Below are 18,797 nucleotides of genomic sequence, written 5' to 3' on the forward strand. Positions count from 1 at the left end.
CCGGGCGCACCAGGGCCGATTCCCCTGCTTCCGTACGAGGAACTGACAAGCGAACTTTCCCCGCTCCGCCGGTACGGCCCCGCAGGGCTCGTACCGGACGGACCCCGCACTGCCCGTGCCGTCCTATACGGCGGGCAGTCCGACCCCGTGCGCAAGCTGTCCGGCGGCGTGCGCGAAGAAGGCGGCACGGTCCTCGACGACCCGGTTGAACTGGCCGAACAGTTCGAAGGAGATCAGTCCGACGAGCTGCGCCCAGGCGGCGACCAGGGCCGCTGCGGCCTCCGGTGGCAGGCCTTCGGCGAAGTCCGCGGCCATGCGGGCGGCTTCGGGGCGCAGCTCGGCGGGGAGCGGCGGGAGGGAGATGCCACGGCCCTCGTAGGCGGCACGGACGATGCCGATGAGGGTGTTGCCCACGCGGGAGGCGGGCCCGACGGTGTCGAGGGGGGCGGTGTAGCCGGGAACGGGCGAGCCGTAGATGAGGGCGTACTCGTGCGGGTGCTCCAGCGCCCAGTCGCGGACGGACGCGCAGACCGCGGCCCAGCGGGCGCGGGGGGTGCCGCCGGCGGCGAGCGAGCGGGCGCCGGCGTCTTCGGCGGCGGCGCCGACGCTGTTGTAGGCGTCGACGATCAGGGCGGTGAGGAGCTCGTCGCGGCTGGGGAAGTAGCGGTAGAGGGCGGAGGAGACCATGCCCAGCTCCCGGGCGACGGCGCGCAGCGAGAGCTTGGCGGCGCCCTCCGCCGCGAGCGCGCGGCGCGCTTCGTCCTTGATGGCGGCGGTGACTTCGATGCGGGCTCGTTCCCTGGCCCCTCGCACGGTACTCATGGGAGTCAGTGTGCCATGCAGGCAGAGCACCGCCCAACAACGAGAGCGTCGATCCATTGAGAGAGCACTGCTCTTGTTTTGGAGCGCCGATCCGTGCACACTGTTCTCAAGCGAGAGCAGCGCTCTCCCAAACTCCTCGGAGGCCACGATGAACGCGCCCAAGCCGTACTACGTCCAGGCCGGCCCGCTCGACATCCGCTTCAACGCCCTCATCGGCAAGCTCGCCCGCCTCGGCATGAGCGTGGCCGGAACCGCCGAGCTGTCCGTCTGCGGCCGCACCTCCGGCACGATGCAGCGGATCCCGGTGAACCCGTACACCCAGGACGGCACCCGGTACCTGGTCTCCGCCCGCGGCCACTCCCAGTGGGTCCGCAACATGCGCGCCGCGGGCGGCGGCGAGCTCCGCTTGGGCCGCACCGTGCACACCTTCACCGTCACCGAGATCACCGACCCCGCCGAGCAGGCCGTCGTCCTGCGCGGATACCTGAAGAAGTGGGGCTGGGAGGTCAACCGGTTCTTCAACGGGGTCACCGCGAAGTCCTCCGAGTCCGAGCTCCGGGCCGCCGCCCCCGACCACCCGGTCTTCCGCATCACGCTCACCCCCTGACCCTCCCGGCCGCCCCGGGCGGCCTCGGGGAACCTGCCGCCCGCCTGTCGCCACCCCGGCCCCGAAACGCGGCGGCGGCCTCGCCGGCACACCCGGCAAGACCGCCACACTCCGCACTTCGGCGCCGCCGCTCCCCCATCGGGAGCGGCGACTCCATCCAGCCCGGGCGCAACCCTCGGCTCAACCCCAGGCGCAACCCGCGGCTCAGCTCCGGGCTCACCCCTGGGCTCAGCCCTTGCCCCCGCCCTGGGTTCCGTCCTGCTCCCCGGATCCGGATCCGGCCTCGGCCTCGGCCACGGTTCCGCCCGCGGTTCCGCCCCCGATTCCTCCCGCGGCCGCGCCCCGGCTCCGCGCCTGCCGTGCGTCGAGGACGTGCAGCGCCTTGCGCGCCACCGGGTACGTACGCACCATCTCGGCCAGCGTCAGCGAGCCCCGGGCGATCCGGGCGAAGGCCAGCCAGGCCGGCCGAAGGCCCGTGATCGCCGCGTGCAGCAGGCCCGGCTTGGCCTCGAACAGTTCCAGCATCCGCTTGCCGACGCCCATCTCCACGCCCAGCCCGGCCTTGACGGCGAAGGCGTAGTTGAGGGCCTGGCGCCGCGCGTCCACGGCGTCCTGGGCCTCGGAGATCTTCACGGCCCACTCCCCGGCGAGCCGCCCCGAGCGCAGCGCGAAGGAGATGCCCTCCCGGGTCCACGGCTCCAGCAGTCCGGCCGCGTCGCCCGCGACCAGGACCCGCCCGCGCGAAAGCGGCGATCCGGGCTTGCGGCAACGGGTCAAGTGTCCGGAGGAGAGCGCCGGTTCGAAACCCGACAGGCCCAGCCGGGCGATGAAGTCGTCCAGGTACCGCTTGGTCGCGGCGCCTTCGCCCTTCGCCGAGATGACCCCGACGGTGAGGGTGTCGCCCTTGGGGAAGACCCAGCCGTAACTGCCCGGCAGGGGTCCCCAGTCGATGAGGACCCGGCCCTTCCAGTCCGCGGCGACCGTCTCCGGGACGGGGATCTCCGCCTCCAGGCCGAGGTCGACCTGGTCCATCTCGACGCCGACGTGCGCGCCGATCCGGCTCGCGCTGCCGTCCGCCCCGACCACGGACCGCGCCAGGACGGTCTCGCCGTCGGCGAGGATCACTGCGACGGTCCGCCGGTCGGGCACGGACGCCCCGTGCTGTTCCACCCGCGCGACGGCCGTACCCGTACGGACCGTGGCGCCGGCCTTCTCCGCCTCGGCGACCAGCGCCGCGTCGAACTCGGGCCGGTTGATCAGCCCGAACAACATCTGCTTCGAGCGCCGGGTCCGGGTGAACTTCCCGTCCAGCGAGAAGGTGACCGCGTGCACGCGGTCCTTGAAGGGCAGCACGAAACCCGGCGGGAGCGCATCCCGCGAGGGGCCGATGATGCCTCCGCCACAGGTCTTGTACCGGGGCAGTTCCGCCTTCTCCAACAGCAGAACGCGCCGCCCCGCGGCGGCCGCCGCGTACGCGGCCGAGGACCCGGCAGGCCCGGCCCCGACCACGACCACGTCCCACACCTCGCCGGTCCCCCCGGCCGTCTGCGCGTCCGCCCCCTGATCGGCCTGTCCTGCCTGCGCGTCGCGTACGTCGCCGCTGTCGCTCTCGTCGCTGCTCACGATGTGCTGCTGCTCCTGATCATGCGGTTCATGCCGTTGCTCCGATGCCGGGGAAATCCTACGGCGCGAGATCGACTGCCCCGTTGTGCGAGGATCGGAAGAGTCATTTTCCGTAGCCCGCATACGCACACCCCGCGCATGCGGGACACGTATACGCACCCCGTACACGTACACCAACGTCGCACCCAAGAGGAGCGTGCCCATGCCGTCTCATCCGATCGCCGAGACCGTCGCCTCGCTGATGCCCCGCGCCAAGCAGGAGCTGTCCGAGCTGGTGGCTTTCCAGTCGGTGGCGGACTGGGCCCAGTTCCCCCAGAGCGAGAGCCAGGCCGCCGCGAACTGGGTGGCCGGCGCGCTGCGCGCCGAGGGCTTCCAGGACGTCGCGCTGCTCGACACCCCCGACGGCACCCAGTCGGTGTACGGGTTCCTGCCCGGCCCGGCGGACGCGCCGACCGTCCTGCTGTACGCGCACTACGACGTGCAGCCCCCGCTGGACGACGCGGCCTGGGTCTCCCCCGCCTTCGAGCTGACCGAGCGGAACGGCCGCTGGTACGGCCGCGGCACCGCCGACTGCAAGGGCGGGTTCATCATGCACCTGCTCGCGCTGCGCGCCCTGAAGGCCAACGGCGGTGTGCCGGTGAGCGTGAAGGTGATCGTCGAGGGGTCGGAGGAGCAGGGCACCGGAGGCCTCCAGCAGTACGCTACGGCCCACCCCGAGCTGCTGGCCGCCGACGCCGTCGTGATCGGCGACGCGGGCAACTTCCGTACGGGCCTGCCGACGGTCACCGCGACCCTGCGCGGCATGTGCCTGCTGAAGATCAAGATCGACACCCTGGGCGGCAATCTGCACTCCGGCATGTTCGGCGGGGCCGCACCCGACGCGATGGCCGCCCTGATCCAGCTCCTGGCCTCGCTGCGCGCGCCGGACGGTTCGACCACGGTGGACGGGCTGGCCTCGGACGCGGTGTGGGAGGGGCTCCAGTACCCGGAGGCCGACTTCCGCTCCGACGCCAAGGTGCTCGACGGGGTCGAGCTGATCGGCGAGGGCACGATCGCGGACCGGCTGTGGTCCCGGCCGGCCGTCACCGTGCTGGCCATCGACTCCCCGCCGCTGATCGGCGCCACCCCCTCGGTGCACGCGAGCGCGGGCGCGCTGCTGAGCCTGCGGGTGCCGCCGGGTGTGGACACCGCGGAGGCGATCAAGCTGCTGGATGCGCACCTGGTGGCGCACACCCCGTGGAAGGCGCGTCTGGAGCTCGAAGTCGTCGGCCAGGGACAGCCGTTCCAGGCGGACACGGACAGCCCCGCGTACGCCTCGATGGCGCAGGCCATGAAGGCGGCCTACCCCGGCCAGGAGATGCAGATCAGCGGCATGGGCGGCTCGATCCCGCTGTGCAACACGCTGACGGAGCTGTACCCGGACGCGGAGATGCTGCTCATCGGCCTGAGTGAGCCGGAGGCGCAGATCCACGCGGTGAACGAGAGCGTCTCCCCGGAGGAACTGGAGCGCCTGTCGGTCACGGAGGCGCTGTTCCTCGTCAACTACGCGGAGTCCAAGCTCGCCTGACGGTGTGGCGGGCGGCCCCACGACGCTCCGCTACGGGCGAACCACGCTACCGGCGTAACCTCGGCCGGGGGCGCGGTTCGCCCGCGTACGTTCGGGTGATGGATCTCGTCGAAGTCATCCCCGACCGCCTGCACATGCTCCGCTTCCCCATCGGCCAGGCCTACCTCTGGCGCGACGGTGCGGCCCTGACCCTGATCGACGCGGGTCACGCCGGTTCGGCGGACGCGATCGAAGGGGCGATACGTTCCCTCGGGCTGCTGCCGGAGCGGCTGGAGCGGATCGTCCTGACCCACTGCCACCGCGACCACGTCGGCGCGGCGGGCGAACTCGCCACCCGCTGGGGCGCGGAGGTGCTGGCGCACGGGCTCGATGCGCCGGTCGTCCGCGGCGAGCAACCGGTCCCGGAGCCGGTGCTGCTGGACTGGGAACTCCCGCTGTACGCACACGGACTGACGGTCCCCGAGGCGCCGCCGACCCGGGTGGACCGGGAGGTGAAGGACGGCGAGGTGCTCCCCTTCGGTGACGGGGCGGTCGTCGTCCACGCTCCGGGTCACACCCCGGGCAGCATCGGCATCCATCTCCCTGCGCACGGGGTGCTGTTCACGGGTGACTGCATCGCCGGTGTCGTCCAGGTGATGCTCGGCGTCTTCAACGTGGACCGCGCCCGGGCCGTCGAGTCGATGCTCCGGCTGGCCGCACTGGCCCCTTCGGTGGCCTGCTTCGGCCACGGCGACCCCCTGACGTCGGACACCGCGGCCACCCTACTCGCGGCAGCGGAATCGGCAGCCCAGGCGGAAGCCGGGGCCAAGTCCGGGACCGAAGCCGAAGCCGAAGCCGAAGCGTAGGCCCGGGGCCCCCGGCTACGGAACCGCCCGCCCCGCCTCCAAGTACGCCGCCCGGCCCCGTTCGCGGGCCCGCAGGGCCCACCGGAGCCGCTCGAACCGCACCTGCGGCAGCAGGTCCGCCGCTTCCTCCTCGGTCACGAACCGCCAGGCCCGCAGCTCCGGGCCGGGCAGCCGCAGCCGCCCGGTCTGGGCCGCCGACAGCCGGCCGCCGTCGAACAGCAACCGCAGGCCGCCGTAGCCCGCCGGAGGCCCCGGCGGCTCCCAGTCCACGACCAGGAGCTCCGGGAGGCGCTCCAGTACGAGTCCGAGTTCCTCCTCGACCTCCCGTACCCCCGCGCAGGCCGGGGCTTCCCCGGCCTCGACGACTCCGCCGGGGAACTCCCACCCCGGCTTGTACGTCGGGTCCACCAGGAGCACCCGGTCGGCGTCGTCGAAGAGCAGCACTCCGGCGGCCACCGTCTCGCGCGTCGGCTGGGGGGTCTGCACGATGTCGCAGACCCGGGCCGTGTCGGTGCGTACGGCCTCGGCGATCCGCTCCGCTGTCTCCCGTACGGTCAGGGCCCCGTTGTCGACGACGTGCGCGTCGGCCGTCAGCCAGCCCAGCGCGGTCTGGTAGGCCGGGATGTGGTCGTAGGCCCACTGCCGCACCCGCAGGTCCACCTCCGCCGCCGCCCCGGGCTCCTCCCGGGTCGCGATCCGCTTGCGCAGTATCGTTTCCGCCGGGGCCAGCAGCACGTGCCGCACCGCGATCCTGCGTGCCGCGAGCCCTCCGAAGATCTCGTCCCGGTACTCCTGCCTCAGCAGCGTCATCGGAACCACCAGCACCCCGCCCAGCTCCGCGAGCATCGCCGCCGCCGTGTCCACGACGAGCCGTCGCCAGATCGGCAGGTCCTGGTAGTCGGAGACCTCCGTGAGGCGCTTGCGCGGCAGCAGCACGCGGACCGCGTCACCGATGAACTCCGGGTCGAACAGCGTGCTGTCCGGCAGGAGTCCGGTCAGTTCCCGGGCCGTGCTGCTCTTCCCGGCGCTGAAAGTGCCGTTGATCCAGACAATCACGTCTACCCCTCTCCCGATGCCCCCAGTGGCTTGCCCGCACCACCCTGCCACGGAAACCCCGGCGCCCCGCCGAGTGCTTATCCTCAAGGTCAGGGGCCTCTGCGCAGCGTCGGTCCCGCACCGCCACAGCGCCCACCCCTCCGGAGGTCCGACACCGTGCCCCACACCCGCCGCCCGCCCGAGCCCCGCTACGGCAACCGGCCGACCATGAAGGACGTGGCGGCCCGGGCCGGCGTGGGCCTCAAAACGGTGTCGCGCGTGGTCAACGGCGAGCCGGGGGTCACCCCGGACACCGAGAAGCGGGTCCAGGAGGCCATCGACGCGCTCGGTTTCCGGCGCAACGACAGCGCGCGCGTCCTGCGCAAGGGCCGCACCGCCACCGTCGGCCTGGTCCTGGAGGACCTCTCCGACCCCTTCTACGGACCGCTCAACCGGGCCGTGGAAGAGGTGGCACGGGCCCACGGCGCCCTGCTCATCAACGGCTCCAGCGACGAGGACCCGGAGCGCGAGCGGGAGTTGGCGCTCGCGCTGTGCGCCCGCCGGGTGGACGGGCTCGTGGTGATCCCGGCCGGGAACGACCACCGCTACCTGGAGCCGGAGATCAGGGCGGGAGTGGCCACGGTGTTCGTGGACCGCCCGGCGGGCCGGATCGACGCGGACGTCGTACTGTCCGACAGCTTCGGCGGGGCCCGGGACGGGGCGGCGCACCTGATCGCGGGCGGCCACCGCCGGATCGGCTTCATCGGCGACCACCCGCACATCCACACGGCGACCGAGCGGCTGCGGGGCTACCGCGCGGCCATGGGGGACGCCGGTCTGCCGGTCGACGGCTCCTGGGTCTCCCTCGGCGCGACGGCCCCGGAGCGCGTCGCGGCCGCCGCCCGGTCGATGCTGTCCGGCCCGGAGCCGGTCACGGCCCTCTTCGCCGGGAACAACCGCGTGACGGTCACGGCCGTACGCGTCCTCGCGTCCCTGTCCCGCCCGGTGGCCCTGGTCGGCTTCGACGACTTCGAACTCGCCGACCTGCTGAATCCCGGGATCACGGTGATCGCCCAGGACGCCGCGGCCCTGGGCCGCGTGGCCGCCGACCGCCTCTTCCAGCGCCTGGCGGGCGCCGACCTCCCTCCGGCCCGCATCGAGCTCCCCACCCGCCTGATTCCCCGCGGCTCGGGCGAACTCCCGCCCGCCTCCTGAGTCCTGTCAGGCCCCGTGCTACCCGTTCAGGAGGCCCAGCCCCCGCTCGATGGCGACGAGCGCAGTCTGCCCGGCGAGCGCGGGCGCGGCCCGGAGCAGGCACTCCTTGATCCGGTGCCAGGCGTGGGCCCGGCGGGCCGGCTGTAGCCCCGGGTCCCGGACGACCTCCACATCCGCGTCGAACGCGGATCCGCCGAGGCCGTGCACGGTCGCCAGGGCCCGGATCCGGTCCACGGCCAGGGCCGTCTCCTCGGCCGACCCGCCCACGTTCTGGGTGACGGACATACCCTGCGCGGCGGCGCCCCCGTAGACGTGCATGGTGAAGGCGGGTGCCACCTGGGGTCGCTGGTCGTTCATCTGGTGCCTCACGGTCGAGGTGGACAGGGACATCGCGCAGTCCTCGCCGCGCGAGGTGAGCATCAGGGCCGGCGCTTCGGCATCGTCCGTCCACAGGCGGGCCAGCCTGTGACCGCTCAGGTAGCGGGCGGCCCGCCAGACGATGCTTTCGCGCAACGGCGCGCCGAGGAACCGGGTGCCGGCCATGAAGGGGCGAAGCCGGACCACGGCGTCGGGGGCCGCGGCTGCCTGCCGGACGAGCTCGTCCACGGCGAAAGCGAACTGCTCGTCCACCCGTCCGCGGGCCCGGGCGACCCGGTCGGCCTCGGCCAGTCCGGCCGCGGTCGGGCCCACGAGTGCCGCGCCGAACGTGTACTCCAGGGTGCTGTGACGCCTGCTCCGCAGCAGGCGGGCCGCGTCCTGCGCCGCCGCGTTACGCGGGTCCTCGTCGGCGACGAACTCGGCGAGCGAGACCGTCGACCCGAGTCCCGTCCGGCACGCTTTGAACCAGAGCAGCAGGTCGAGAGCCAGCTCGTCGATCCGGTCCGGGGCAGGTTCCGCGGCGTTCATGACCGGCCGGCGGGACCTGCCGCCGCGCAGAACTCGTCAAGGTCCGCCAGGAGGCGGGGGTGACCGCTCAGGTCGACGACGTTCGCGTCGCGGGCCTGGTGGAGGAGTTCGGTCAGCTTGCCGGTGTACTCGATCCGCCACCCGTCGGCATAGCGTCCCGGCAGGGCCGAGGTGCGATGCCCCGCTCCCGCGGGCTCCGAGGCGGCCAGTGCCTCCAGAACCGCCGCAAGCCGCTCCGTCCAGGGTGCGGCCGCCCGCTCTCCCAGGTCGGACAGAGCGGCGAGCCGCCGGGCGAGCCCGATCGCCGTGCCGCCCTGCGGATCCGCTGGTTCTCGCTCGTCCGGCCGGTCGCGCAGCGAGCGGGCGTACGCGACCCGCTCCGACTGCTTGAGGGGGGTGCCCTTGGCCTCGTCGAGGTCGGAACGCAGTTGGAAGTAGCGGCGTTCGGCGGCCTGCCGGGACTTCAACCCCAAGGCCTGGGCGATCCGGGCCCAGGTGATCCTCTTGCCCCGGGCAGCTCCGAGGATTCGGACTTCGTCGGCCTGGAGCTTCTCGCGGAGCTGCCTGATGACCAGCAGTGCAGCCAGCAGGTCCGTCTCCGTAACGTCCTCCCCCTCGCCCAGCGCGACGCCGAGAGCGATCTGGTCGTACTTCTGCGCGATGGCCACGAGCGGCCGTGGCAGGTCTCGCGTGGCCGCCAGCCGGTTGAGCAACTCGTTGTCGCTCTTGCCCGGCGCCATCAGGTGCCGCCAGGCCAGGAGCGGTTCGCGCTCTGCTCCGGCCCCGCGTGCGAATGTCGCTGCGGGGACGACATTCGTCGTCTCAGGGACGACGCCCGAGTGTTCAACCATGCGAAGTTCTCCCGGAGCACGCGAGGAAATGGGCCTGGCGGGGTGGAAGACGTGGATGCCGGACCCACCCGGCCGTTCCACGCCCGTCGGCATCCTCCAACAGGCTGACCCCCCGCAGGCACTCCACCGAACATTCGCCAGGCTTCGCCAGGGCCCCGCAACCGCGATAACCAGACTCATACCGTGCTGAACCAGCGGAAACCATACGGACGGGCGGGGCTGCCGGTAAACACCGGGGCCCGTCCGGGAACGCCGAAAGGCCCGGCCGGGGGCAGACCGGCCGGGCCTCGTACGAGGGGCTACTCGCCTCAGGCGGTGGCCGTCATCGTCGCCGAGCGGCGCGGGATGGCGAAGGCGTCGAGCTCCGCGCGGGTCAGGCCGGTCAGGGCGGTGACCTCGTCGGCGCCGACGGCGCCGCAGTCCAGGCCGCGGACCAGGTAGCCGGCCAGGGCCTTCGCGGTGGCGGGCTCGTCCATGACGTCGCCCTCGATCTTGGCGACGTACGCCTTCAGGCGCGCGGCGGCCGTCTCCAGGCCCTCGCGGTAGAAGACGAAGACCGCCGCGTAGCGGGTCGGCAGGTGCGCCGGGTGCATGTCCCAGCCCTGGTAGTAGGCACGGGCCAGGGCGCGGCGGGTGAGGCCGTAGTGCAGCTTCCAGGCCTCGTGGACGTGCTCGGTGGTGCCGATCGGCAGGACGTTGGTCGAGCCGTCGGAGACGCGCACGCCGGTTCCGGCGGCCGCGACCTGCATGATCGCCTTGGCGTGGTCGGCGGCGGGGTGGTCGCTCGACTGGTACGCGGCGGAGACGCCGACGCAGGCGCTGTAGTCGAAGGTGCCGTAGTGCAGGCCGGTGGCGCGGCCCTTGGAGGCCTCGATCATCCGGGCGACCGCGGCGGTGCCGTCGGAGGCCAGGATGGACTGGCTGGTCTCGATCTGGATCTCGAAGCCGATCCGGCCCGGGCGCAGGCCGCGGGCGGTCTCGAAGGCCTCCAGCAGCTGCACGAAGGCCGTGACCTGCTCGGGGTAGGTGACCTTGGGCAGGGTCAGGACCAGGCCCTCGGGCAGGCCGCCGTGCGCGAGCAGGCCGGAGAGGAAGATGTCGGTGGTCCGGATGCCGCGGTCGCGGACGTTGGACTCCATGCACTTCATCCGGATGCCCATGTACGGGGCGTTCGTGCCGTTGGAGAAGGCTTCGGCGACGAGGCGGGCGGCGCGGGCCGCGGCCTGGTCCTCCTCCTCGTCGGAGCGGACGCCGAAGCCGTCCTCGAAGTCGACGCGGAGGTCCTCGATGGGCTCGGAGGCGAGCTTGGCGCGGACGCGGTCGTAGACCGGTACGGCCAGCTCGTCGGAGATGCCGAGTACCTTGGCGAAGGTGGCGGCGTCCGGGGCGTGCTCGTCCAGGGCCGCGAGGGCCTGGTCGCCCCAGCTGCGGATGGTGTCCGCCGCGAAGACGTCACCGGGCACGTAGACCGTGTGGATGGGCTGACGGGTGCCGGGGTCGCCCGGGTAGTGGCGCGCGAGTTCCGCGTCCACCGGCTTGAGGGAAGCGCTGATGCCCTCGCTGACCGCGCCTGCGAGGCTCGTCGCCACCTTCTCCTGCTGACCCATCGTGCACTCTCCTCTTTTCCGCTTCACGGAATCTTAGATCCGCATTACAGAATTTAGTCACGGGGTTCCGCTCAGTCAATGGTCCCCCCGCCGTCCTGGACAAACGACTCGGGGCCGTGCGGTGAGAAACACCACACGGCCCCGGAGACCACTTACCCCGCAGGTCAGCGCCTGCGGCAGGGTTTTAGCCCTTGCGCGCCTTGATCTCGTCGGTCAGCTGCGGGACGACCGCGAAGAGGTCGCCGACCACGCCGTAGTCGACGAGGTCGAAGATCGGGGCCTCGGCGTCCTTGTTGATCGCGACGATCGTCTTGGAGGTCTGCATGCCGGCGCGGTGCTGGATCGCGCCCGAGATGCCGGAGGCGATGTACAGCTGCGGGGAGACCGACTTGCCGGTCTGGCCGACCTGGTTGGAGTGCGGGTACCAGCCGGCGTCGACGGCGGCGCGCGAGGCGCCGACGGCCGCACCGAGGGAGTCCGCGAGCGCCTCGATGATGTGGAAGTTCTCGGCGCCGTTGACGCCACGGCCGCCGGAGACGACGATCGCGGCCTCGGTCAGCTCGGGGCGGCCGGTCGCCTCGCGCGGGGTGCGGGAGGTGACCTTGGTGCCGGTGGCCAGGGCGCCGAAGGTGACGGCGAGCGCCTCGACGGTGCCGGCGGCCGGGGCGGCCTCGACCGGGGCCGAGTTCGGCTTCACGGTGATGACCGGGGTGCCCTTGGAGACGCGGGACTTGACGCTGAAGGACGCGGCGAACGCGGCCTGCGTCGCGACCGGACCCTCGTCACCCGCCTCCAGGTCGGTGGCGTCGGTGATGATGCCGGAGCCGATGCGGACCGCCAGGCGGGCGGCGATCTCCTTGCCCTCCGCGGAGGAGGGGACCAGTACGGCGGCCGGGGAGACGGCGTCGTACGCGGCCTGGAGCGCGTCCACCTTCGGTACGACGAGGTAGTCGGAGAACTCCGGGGCGTCGGCGGTGAGGACCTTGACGGCACCGTGCTCGGCGAGCACGGCGGCGGTGGCCTCGGCGCCGTTGCCGAGGGCGACGGCGACGGGCTCGCCGATGCGGCGGGCCAGCGTCAGCAGTTCGAGGGTGGGCTTGCGGACGGCGCCGTCGACGTGGTCGACGTAGACGAGGACTTCAGCCATGGGGATGCTCCTGCGAATGCAAAGTAGTCAGGGGGTATCGAGAGGTGACCGAAGCTCTAGATGAACTTCTGGCCGGCCAGACAGTTCCTAGATGAACTTCTGCTCCGCAAGGAAGGCGGCCAGCGACTTGCCGCCCTCGCCCTCGTCCTTGACGATCGTGCCGGCGGTGCGGGCCGGACGCTGGGTCGCGGAGTCGACCGCGGTCCACGAGCCTTCGAGACCGACCTCGTCGGACTCGATCTCCAGCTCCTCCAGGTCCCAGGACTCCACCGGCTTCTTCTTGGCGGCCATGATGCCCTTGAAGGACGGGTAGCGGGCCTCGCCCGACTGGTCCGTCACCGAGACGAGCGCGGGGAGGGAGGCCTCCAGCTGCTCGCTCGCGGAGTCGCCGTCGCGACGGCCGGTCACGACACCGTCCTCGACCTTGACCTCGGAGAGCAGGGTGACCTGCGGGACGCCCAGGCGCTCGGCCAGGATCGCCGGGAGGACACCCATGGTGCCGTCGGTCGAGGCCATGCCCGTGATGACCAGGTCGTAACCGGCCTTCTCGATCGCCTTGGCGAGCACCAGCGAGGTGGCCATGACGTCGCTGCCGTGCAGGTCGTCGTCCTCGACGTGGATGGCCTTGTCGGCACCCATCGACAGCGCCTTGCGCAGCGCGTCCTTCGCGTCCTCGGGGCCCACCGTCAGGACGGTGATCTCCGCGTCGTCGGCCTCGTCGGCGATCTGCAGCGCCTGCTCGACGGCGTACTCGTCGAGCTCCGACAGCAGGCCGTCGACGTCGTCACGGTTGACGGTCAGGTCTTCGGTGAACTGCCGGTCGCCAGTGGCGTCGGGCACGTACTTCACACAGACAACGATCCTCAGGCTCACGCCGGCTCTCCTACCGCATCGACATTTCTGGTACCGCCTTGTTCAGGCAGCATAGGCGCCATCTCGGGCCGTTCCCGCCGGGGCGGCCCGCGCCCCGTTCAGGAATGTTACTCGTCAGTACACAGCGGGTTCTGCCAGGTTGCAAGGCCGGCGAACTGTGATCTGGCCAACGCCGGCGCACCGGCCCCAGGAGGGACGATTCAGTCCCTCAACGCGTTGAAGCGCCCCTGGTGGTACAGCAGCGGGCGGGCCTCACCGGCCGGATCTCCCACCGGGTCCCCCGCCGGGTCCCCGGCGACCGCCTCCGCGATGATCACGCGGTGCTCGCCGGCCGGAACCCGCGCCACGATCCGGCACACCAGCCAGGCCAGCACGCCGCCCAGGACCGGAACCCCGTGCGGGCCGGGCGCCCAGTCGGTGGCCGGCCCGAAGCGGTCGGCCCCGTTGCGGGCGAACAGGCCCGCCAGCTCACCCTGGTGCTCGCCGAGTATGTGGACCCCGAGGTGCTCGGAGTCCCGTATCCCGGGCCAGCTCGAGGACCCGGTGCCGATGGTGAACGACAGGAGCGGGGGGTCCGCCGAGACGGAGTTGAGGGAGGTCGCGGTGAAACCCACCGGCCGGCCGCCACTCTCGGCGGTGATCACGGCGACGCCCGCGGCGTGCCGGCGGAACACCGAGCGCAACAGTGCGGGCGAGCCGGGCAGGCCGGCGCCGGCCCGTGGTGACGGAGCCGTCGGAGCCGTCATGAGGGGGTTCCCCGTCCGTAAAGCAGGAGTTCATACCGCATATCGCAAGCCTGGCGATCTCTCGTGTACACAGTCAAGCCCGAACGGTCAGATGTAGGGCGCGTCACGCTGCGTGCGGATGTATGTACCGGCTCACCGGACGCTCCGGGCGCCCGGCGCCCGCGCCTGCCGCGGATCGCACCCGCGTCATACGGCGGCCCCCAGGGCGGCGATCACGTCCGCCTTGCGCGGCATTCCGGCGGCCCGCCGCACGATCCGGCCCGCCGCGTCCAGAACCAGTACCGTCGGGGTCTTCTCGATGCCCAGATTCCGTACGAGGTCCAGGTTCTTCTCCGCGTCGATCTCGATGTGCCGGACGCCCGCGACCATGGCCGCGACCTCGTCCAGGATCCGCCGGGTTGCCCGGCAAGGCTGGCAGAAGGCACTGGAGAACTGCACGAGCGTGGCCCGCTCCCCCGGCTCGGCGCCCAGTTCGGCCCGGCCCAGCCGGCCTTCGCCCGCTCCCTCGTCCCGCTCGCCCGCACGCACCCGCGCCCCCGTCTCCACCGTGTCCGCCGCCGCCGTGCCCGTACGGGCACTCGCCCATCATCCCGGTACGGTCATACGCTGATCGGAGCGCCCCGCGGGCGCGCCGCATTCCCGGCGTGACGAGAATCTCGCCGGGCACGGCCGTCTGGGCTGGCCTGCGGCTCGCGTATGGGGCACGATCCCCATGGCCGCGTACCTACGCTGCCGTAACTTCCGGCCGGGAGCACCTCCAGGCAGAAAGCGGGGCCTCCCCACCATGGCTGAGCTCGTCTACCCCCCGGTTGTCGGTGCCGCACACGCGCTGTTCCGCGCGCTGGACGTCCGCATCGACATGAAGGGCACCGAGAACATTCCGCGCCAGGGCGGGGCGGTTCTGGTGTCGAACCACATCGGCTACCTCGACTTCATCTTCGCCGGGCTGACCGCGCGCCCGCAGAAGCGGCTCGTCCGCTTCATGGCGAAGGAGTCGGTGTTCCGGCACAAGGTGTCCGGTCCGCTGATGCGCGCGATGAAGCACATCCCGGTGGACCGCGCCCAGGGCGAGACGGCTTACCAGCACGCGCTCGACTCGCTGCGCTCCGGCGAGATCATCGGCGTGTTCCCGGAAGCGACGATCTCCCAGTCCTTCACGCTCAAGAGCTTCAAGTCCGGTGCGGCGCGCATGGCCCAGGAAGCCGGCGTCCCGCTCATCCCGGTTGCGCTGTGGGGAACGCAGCGGATGTGGACCAAGGGCCGCCCCAAGGACCTCAAGCGCAGCCACATCCCGGTGACGATGCGGGTGGGCGAGCCGCTGGAGGCGCCCACCGACCAGTACGCCGGGGCGATCACCCGCCGGCTCCGCGAGCGGGTGCAGGAGCTGCTCGACGCCGCCCAGAGTGCCTACCCGGCCAAGCCCAAGGGCGCCGAGGACTCCTGGTGGCTGCCGGCCCACCTCGGCGGCACCGCGCCGACCCCGGCGCAGGTCAAGGAAGCCGGCTGAGCACTGCCGAGGCAGGCTGAGGAACACCAAAGCCCGGCTGAGGACCACCGAAGCCCGCCTGAGCCTTCCGCATGACCACAGCCCCGCCTGATGGCGGGGCCGCGGTCTGCCGTCGGGGGGCGGGGGCGTCAGCTCGGGTTCTCGGCGTGGGTCAGCGTCTCCCACGCCTCGAAGTGGTTCTCGGTTCCCGCCGGGCGGCGGCCCTCGGTGAGTCTGCGGGTGTTCTCCATCGTGACGCCGAGCCGCGTGTGCAGGGCGTTGTAGGCGACCTCGGTGGCCGGGCCCAGGCCCTTGGTCAGGCTCCCGCCGCACAGCCAGGAGGGCACGGCCTCACCGAGTTCGTACTTGGCGTGGAAGCCCAGCGCGTGGCGGAACCGGTCCTTGAACTCCGGGTACAGGTCCCGTCCTTGGATGCGCGAGGTCTCGGCCACGTGCATCGTCGCCGCGATGCCCATGCCGGTGTGGCCGAAGTCCCGACAGGTCTCCTGCGCCAGACCGTCCACGAAGGTGCTCTGATCGTGCCAGTAGCCGATCAGTTCGCTCCTGGTGTCGATGCCGGAGCGCGGCGGGTACTTGGGCTGCGGCCCGTCGGAGGTCAAGTAGAAGTAGGCGGGCACCCGGCCGAGGTAGATCGCCATCGCCTTGTCGTAGCTCGCGCGGTCGTCGAGGTGGACGGAGATGCCGACGGCCGCGTCCATCATGATCAGTTCCCAGTTGCCGTTGCTGTTCGGCCTCCCGCCGATCACCTCGGGCAGGTAGACCTCGCGCAGCATCGTGGCGAAGCGCCCCTGGTTCGGCCAGCCGCCGGTGTAGGTGTGCTTGACGATCTCGGCGGCGCGCGGCCAGGTGGAGCCCGCCCAGCCGCTCTGCAGCGGGGCGTTGCTGTTGGTGTGGTCCTTGATCCGCGCGGACCACGCGTCCATCAGCTCGATCGACTTCTTCGCGTACCGGGCGTCGCCGGTGATGTACCAGGCGAGCGCGTCGGTGTACGCGGCTATGGCGTCCTCCCGCTCGTCGGTGCAGCCGAGGTTGGGGTTGGAGTAGGAGCCGCATTCGACGATCTCGCGGGGCTTGGGCGTCCGCGACAGCGAGCCGTACCGGCTCGCGAGCATGGAATCGAACGCCGCCTTCCACGGCTGCTGCCCCGCCTGCACCTTGGTGCGTACGAAGTCCAGCTGGGCGCGGCTGTTCAGGACTCCGGGATGGGCGAAGGCCGCGGGCGCGGCAGCTGGGGCGACGGGGGTGCGGGGGGTGACGGCGGCGGAGGTGGGGGCGAGGGTCAGCGCCGCGACCAGGCCGAGGGCCGAGGCGAGCAGCCCGGCGGGGACTCCGTAACGCATGAAGCGCCTTCCTTCGGAGGGTCCGTGGGGGGGGATCAGGGTCCGTGGGGGGATTCCTGCGGCCGAAGATACTCATGCACATGCCAAGCTGACAACGATGTCAGACAGGAAAGTTTCCTATTGACCGAAAACAGCGATGCTTTCGCCCTACACCCGTATGGCGTAACCTCGCACCCTCTGCCACGTCACCTGGCGAAAGGGGCCGGGATGCCGGGGCTCGGACGGTACTTGGCCGCCGCACTGGCGGCGCGCTTCGCCTCCGAGGGAATGAGCATGGCCGTCGTGCTGCTCGCCCTCCAGCGCACCGGGAGCGCCGCCCACGGCGCGTTCGTGCTGACCGCCTGGCTGGCCCCGCACGTGCTCGCGGCTCCGCTCGCGGGCGCCGCCGCGGCCCGGTCGCGCCGGCCCCGACTCTTCCAGGTGGGGGCCCTGGCGGGATTCACCGCGGCCATGGCGGCACTGGCGCTCCTGCTCGGGCGGGCGCCGACCCCGGTGGTGCTCGCGGTGGCGGTACTCGGCGGCTCCTGCGGGCCGATGGTGACGGGCGGGCTGTCGAGCCTGGTGGCGGGGCTGGTTCCGGCCGGTCCCGAGCGCGACCGGGCGTACGGCTGGGACGCGTCGACCTACAACGGCGCCGCGGTCACCGCTCCGGCGGCCGTCAGTCTGGTCGCGGCCTTCGGCTCGGCCGGGCCGGCGATGGCCCTGCTCGCGGCTTCCGGCGCGCTGGCGGCGGCCCTGGCGGCGACCCTGCCCTACGCGGACCCGGACCCGGGACCCGCCCCCGGCGCACCCCGCGCCGGGCTCGGCGCAGGACTGGCCGCCCTGTGGCGGATCCGGGAGCTGCGGGCCGTCACCTCGGCCACGACCCTGGCCTTCGTGGGCATCGGGGCGCTCACCACCACCGCGGTGCTCCTGGCCACCACGCTGGGCAGCCCGCGTGGCGGCGGGGTGCTCATGACCGCCTTCGCCCTGGGCGCCCTGACGGGCTCCCTGACGCTGGGCCGGATCACGTCCGTGCCGCCGGGGCGACTGGCCCGCTGGGCGATGGCGGCGACCGGGGTGGCACTGACGGCGGCGGCCTTCACCCCGTCCGTCCCCCTCACGGCGGTGGCGTTCGCGGCCGCCGGGGTGTGCGACGGCCCGCTGCTGACGGCCACCTTGCGCATCCGCTCGGAGTACGCGCCCGCACGGGCGCGCACCCAGGTGTTCACCCTCGGCGCCGGGCTGAAGGTGACGGCCGCGTCGACGGGCGCCGCGCTCGTGGGACTCGCGGCCGATGTGCCGCCCTGGATCCTGGTGCTCGCGATCGCCGCCCTGCAACTGGCCGCGGCCCTGCTGCACACCGCGGTGGCGGCACGCGGCCCCGCACGGGACGCGGTCCCTGACGCGGTCCCGGAGGCGGACACCGGCCCGTCGACTACAGGCCCGTCGACTACAGGCCCGTCAGCTACAGGCCCGTCGGCAGGTTCCGCCACAACTGCGGCCGGTCCGCGGACTCCTGGAGCGCCTTGAGCGTGGCCGGATGCGCCGCCGCGTACACCCCGGGGTAGTCGATCTCACCGAGCTCCGGGCGGACGGGGAAGGCGAGTTGTTCGCGGTCCAGGGTGAACTGGGCGTCCACCCCCGGCTTGTTGCCCCGGGGGTCCACCCGGGACCAGTCCTCACTGCCGGGCAGGCGCAGCGCGACGAGGCCGTGGATGACGGGGTTGGCTCCGTCGTCGTCGCCCAGGAGCTGGTAACAGAGGCCGGCCGGGATGCCCCGGGCGCGCAGCAGCGCGGTCAGCGCGTGGGCCTTGGCGTAGCAGATCCCGTTGCGCGTATCCAGGACGTCGGAGGCGCGCCACGAGACGCGGTCGTCGCCGGAGTCGGCGGAGTGCGGGATGGTGTCACGGACGAACTCGAAGGCCGCTTTGGCGTATGAATATGCATCGCCCGTGGCGGTCCACAGGGCGTTGACCGTCTCTTCGACCAGCGGATGGCCGTGATCGACCACCTCATCGGCGGCCAGATAGGCGGCAAGGTCAGTATGCTCCTGGATCAATTCCATGATCCAGGAGCATACTCATGCATCACTCTGCATGCCTATAGATTTATGGCTTCGGATTC

The 18,797-nt window shown here is 72.1% G+C and carries 18 protein-coding genes; 6 read left to right on the forward strand and 12 right to left on the reverse strand.

Features of this window, described 5'->3' with window-relative positions:
* Positions 1-123: 123 nt before the first annotated feature.
* Entirely contained in the window at positions 124-822 is a 699-nt protein-coding gene (locus AC3IYI_RS04430) for a TetR/AcrR family transcriptional regulator (protein ID WP_489408954.1), read from the reverse strand.
* A gap of 148 nt (positions 823-970) precedes the next feature.
* Here AC3IYI_RS04430 and AC3IYI_RS04435 point away from each other — a divergent pair, with 148 nt between their 5' ends.
* Positions 971-1,429: a nitroreductase/quinone reductase family protein gene (locus AC3IYI_RS04435; RefSeq protein ID WP_489408955.1), complete on the forward strand. Its 459-nt coding sequence runs from the start codon at positions 971-973 to the stop codon at positions 1,427-1,429.
* Positions 1,430-1,657: 228 nt separating this feature from the next.
* On the opposite strand, the gene AC3IYI_RS04440 is transcribed toward AC3IYI_RS04435, so the two are convergent.
* Entirely contained in the window at positions 1,658-2,953 is a 1,296-nt protein-coding gene (locus AC3IYI_RS04440) for a geranylgeranyl reductase family protein (RefSeq protein WP_489411882.1), read from the reverse strand.
* A 301-nt stretch (positions 2,954-3,254) separates the two neighbouring features.
* Here AC3IYI_RS04440 and AC3IYI_RS04445 point away from each other — a divergent pair, with 301 nt between their 5' ends.
* Both AC3IYI_RS04445 and AC3IYI_RS04450 read left to right on the forward strand, forming a co-directional pair.
* Positions 3,255-4,619, forward strand: coding sequence for a dipeptidase (locus tag AC3IYI_RS04445; RefSeq protein ID WP_489408956.1), 1,365 nt, complete (start codon positions 3,255-3,257; stop codon positions 4,617-4,619).
* Positions 4,620-4,717: 98 nt separating this feature from the next.
* Positions 4,718-5,464 (forward strand): MBL fold metallo-hydrolase, encoded by a 747-nt coding sequence (locus tag AC3IYI_RS04450; RefSeq protein WP_489408957.1) that lies wholly within the window; start codon positions 4,718-4,720, stop codon positions 5,462-5,464.
* Positions 5,465-5,479: 15 nt separating this feature from the next.
* Here AC3IYI_RS04450 and AC3IYI_RS04455 read toward each other — a convergent pair whose 3' ends face one another.
* A complete protein-coding gene (locus AC3IYI_RS04455; RefSeq protein WP_489408958.1) occupies positions 5,480-6,520 on the reverse strand; it encodes an NUDIX hydrolase in 1,041 nt (346 codons plus the stop codon).
* 207 nt (positions 6,521-6,727) lie between these two features.
* On the opposite strand from AC3IYI_RS04455, the gene AC3IYI_RS04460 reads away from it, so the two are divergent.
* On the forward strand, positions 6,728-7,714 hold the full coding sequence (locus tag AC3IYI_RS04460; protein ID WP_489411883.1) for a LacI family DNA-binding transcriptional regulator: 987 nt from the start codon (positions 6,728-6,730) through the stop codon (positions 7,712-7,714).
* Between the two features lie 18 nt (positions 7,715-7,732).
* Here AC3IYI_RS04460 and AC3IYI_RS04465 read toward each other — a convergent pair whose 3' ends face one another.
* From AC3IYI_RS04465 to AC3IYI_RS04495, 7 genes are all read right to left on the reverse strand, one after another.
* Positions 7,733-8,620 carry a hypothetical protein gene (locus tag AC3IYI_RS04465; protein ID WP_489408959.1) on the reverse strand — a complete coding sequence of 296 codons (888 nt, stop codon included), beginning with the start codon at positions 8,618-8,620 and terminating at the stop codon, positions 7,733-7,735.
* On the reverse strand, positions 8,617-9,471 hold the full coding sequence (locus AC3IYI_RS04470; RefSeq protein ID WP_489408960.1) for a hypothetical protein: 855 nt from the start codon (positions 9,469-9,471) through the stop codon (positions 8,617-8,619). The genes AC3IYI_RS04465 and AC3IYI_RS04470 overlap by 4 nt, the downstream gene beginning before the upstream one ends.
* A 308-nt stretch (positions 9,472-9,779) precedes the next feature.
* Positions 9,780-11,078, reverse strand: coding sequence for a DUF6986 family protein (locus AC3IYI_RS04475; RefSeq protein WP_489408961.1), 1,299 nt, complete (start codon positions 11,076-11,078; stop codon positions 9,780-9,782).
* A 184-nt stretch (positions 11,079-11,262) separates the two neighbouring features.
* Entirely contained in the window at positions 11,263-12,225 is a 963-nt protein-coding gene (locus AC3IYI_RS04480) for an electron transfer flavoprotein subunit alpha/FixB family protein (protein ID WP_489408962.1), read from the reverse strand.
* Between the two features lie 87 nt (positions 12,226-12,312).
* Positions 12,313-13,098, reverse strand: a complete 786-nt coding sequence (locus AC3IYI_RS04485) for an electron transfer flavoprotein subunit beta/FixA family protein (protein WP_243342015.1) — start codon at positions 13,096-13,098, stop codon at positions 12,313-12,315.
* 200 nt (positions 13,099-13,298) lie between these two features.
* Positions 13,299-13,844, reverse strand: a complete 546-nt coding sequence (locus AC3IYI_RS04490) for a flavin reductase family protein (protein WP_489408963.1) — start codon at positions 13,842-13,844, stop codon at positions 13,299-13,301.
* Positions 13,845-14,030: 186 nt separating this feature from the next.
* Positions 14,031-14,390 (reverse strand): TlpA family protein disulfide reductase, encoded by a 360-nt coding sequence (locus tag AC3IYI_RS04495; RefSeq protein ID WP_489408964.1) that lies wholly within the window; start codon positions 14,388-14,390, stop codon positions 14,031-14,033.
* Positions 14,391-14,628: 238 nt separating this feature from the next.
* Between AC3IYI_RS04495 and AC3IYI_RS04500 the strand changes: the two genes are divergently transcribed.
* Positions 14,629-15,351: a lysophospholipid acyltransferase family protein gene (locus AC3IYI_RS04500; protein WP_489408965.1), complete on the forward strand. Its 723-nt coding sequence runs from the start codon at positions 14,629-14,631 to the stop codon at positions 15,349-15,351.
* A 128-nt stretch (positions 15,352-15,479) separates the two neighbouring features.
* Here the strand turns inward: AC3IYI_RS04500 and AC3IYI_RS04505 are convergent, their stop codons facing one another.
* Entirely contained in the window at positions 15,480-16,691 is a 1,212-nt protein-coding gene (locus tag AC3IYI_RS04505; RefSeq protein WP_489408966.1) for an alginate lyase family protein, read from the reverse strand.
* 207 nt (positions 16,692-16,898) lie between these two features.
* Here AC3IYI_RS04505 and AC3IYI_RS04510 point away from each other — a divergent pair, with 207 nt between their 5' ends.
* Positions 16,899-18,203: an MFS transporter gene (locus tag AC3IYI_RS04510; protein WP_489408967.1), complete on the forward strand. Its 1,305-nt coding sequence runs from the start codon at positions 16,899-16,901 to the stop codon at positions 18,201-18,203.
* On the opposite strand, the gene AC3IYI_RS04515 is transcribed toward AC3IYI_RS04510, so the two are convergent.
* Entirely contained in the window at positions 18,139-18,738 is a 600-nt protein-coding gene (locus AC3IYI_RS04515; protein ID WP_489408968.1) for a transglutaminase-like domain-containing protein, read from the reverse strand. The genes AC3IYI_RS04510 and AC3IYI_RS04515 overlap by 65 nt on opposite strands.
* Positions 18,739-18,797: the final 59 nt, after the last annotated feature.

Source organism: Streptomyces sp. GL_148, assembly GCF_057834205.1.

Coding starts and splice junctions, on each gene's coding strand:
- AC3IYI_RS04465 (WP_489408959.1), bottom strand. CDS start 8,620: ATGAACGCCGCGGAACCTGCCCCGGACCGGATCGACGAGCTGGCTCTC.
- AC3IYI_RS04435 (WP_489408955.1), top strand. CDS start 971: ATGAACGCGCCCAAGCCGTACTACGTCCAGGCCGGCCCGCTCGACATC.
- AC3IYI_RS04500 (WP_489408965.1), top strand. CDS start 14,629: ATGGCTGAGCTCGTCTACCCCCCGGTTGTCGGTGCCGCACACGCGCTG.
- AC3IYI_RS04505 (WP_489408966.1), bottom strand. CDS start 16,691: ATGCGTTACGGAGTCCCCGCCGGGCTGCTCGCCTCGGCCCTCGGCCTG.
- AC3IYI_RS04490 (WP_489408963.1), bottom strand. CDS start 13,844: ATGACGGCTCCGACGGCTCCGTCACCACGGGCCGGCGCCGGCCTGCCC.
- AC3IYI_RS04460 (WP_489411883.1), top strand. CDS start 6,728: ATGAAGGACGTGGCGGCCCGGGCCGGCGTGGGCCTCAAAACGGTGTCG.
- AC3IYI_RS04450 (WP_489408957.1), top strand. CDS start 4,718: ATGGATCTCGTCGAAGTCATCCCCGACCGCCTGCACATGCTCCGCTTC.
- AC3IYI_RS04470 (WP_489408960.1), bottom strand. CDS start 9,471: ATGGTTGAACACTCGGGCGTCGTCCCTGAGACGACGAATGTCGTCCCC.
- AC3IYI_RS04480 (WP_489408962.1), bottom strand. CDS start 12,225: ATGGCTGAAGTCCTCGTCTACGTCGACCACGTCGACGGCGCCGTCCGC.
- AC3IYI_RS04430 (WP_489408954.1), bottom strand. CDS start 822: ATGAGTACCGTGCGAGGGGCCAGGGAACGAGCCCGCATCGAAGTCACC.
- AC3IYI_RS04515 (WP_489408968.1), bottom strand. CDS start 18,738: ATGGAATTGATCCAGGAGCATACTGACCTTGCCGCCTATCTGGCCGCC.
- AC3IYI_RS04445 (WP_489408956.1), top strand. CDS start 3,255: ATGCCGTCTCATCCGATCGCCGAGACCGTCGCCTCGCTGATGCCCCGC.
- AC3IYI_RS04475 (WP_489408961.1), bottom strand. CDS start 11,078: ATGGGTCAGCAGGAGAAGGTGGCGACGAGCCTCGCAGGCGCGGTCAGC.
- AC3IYI_RS04510 (WP_489408967.1), top strand. CDS start 16,899: ATGCCGGGGCTCGGACGGTACTTGGCCGCCGCACTGGCGGCGCGCTTC.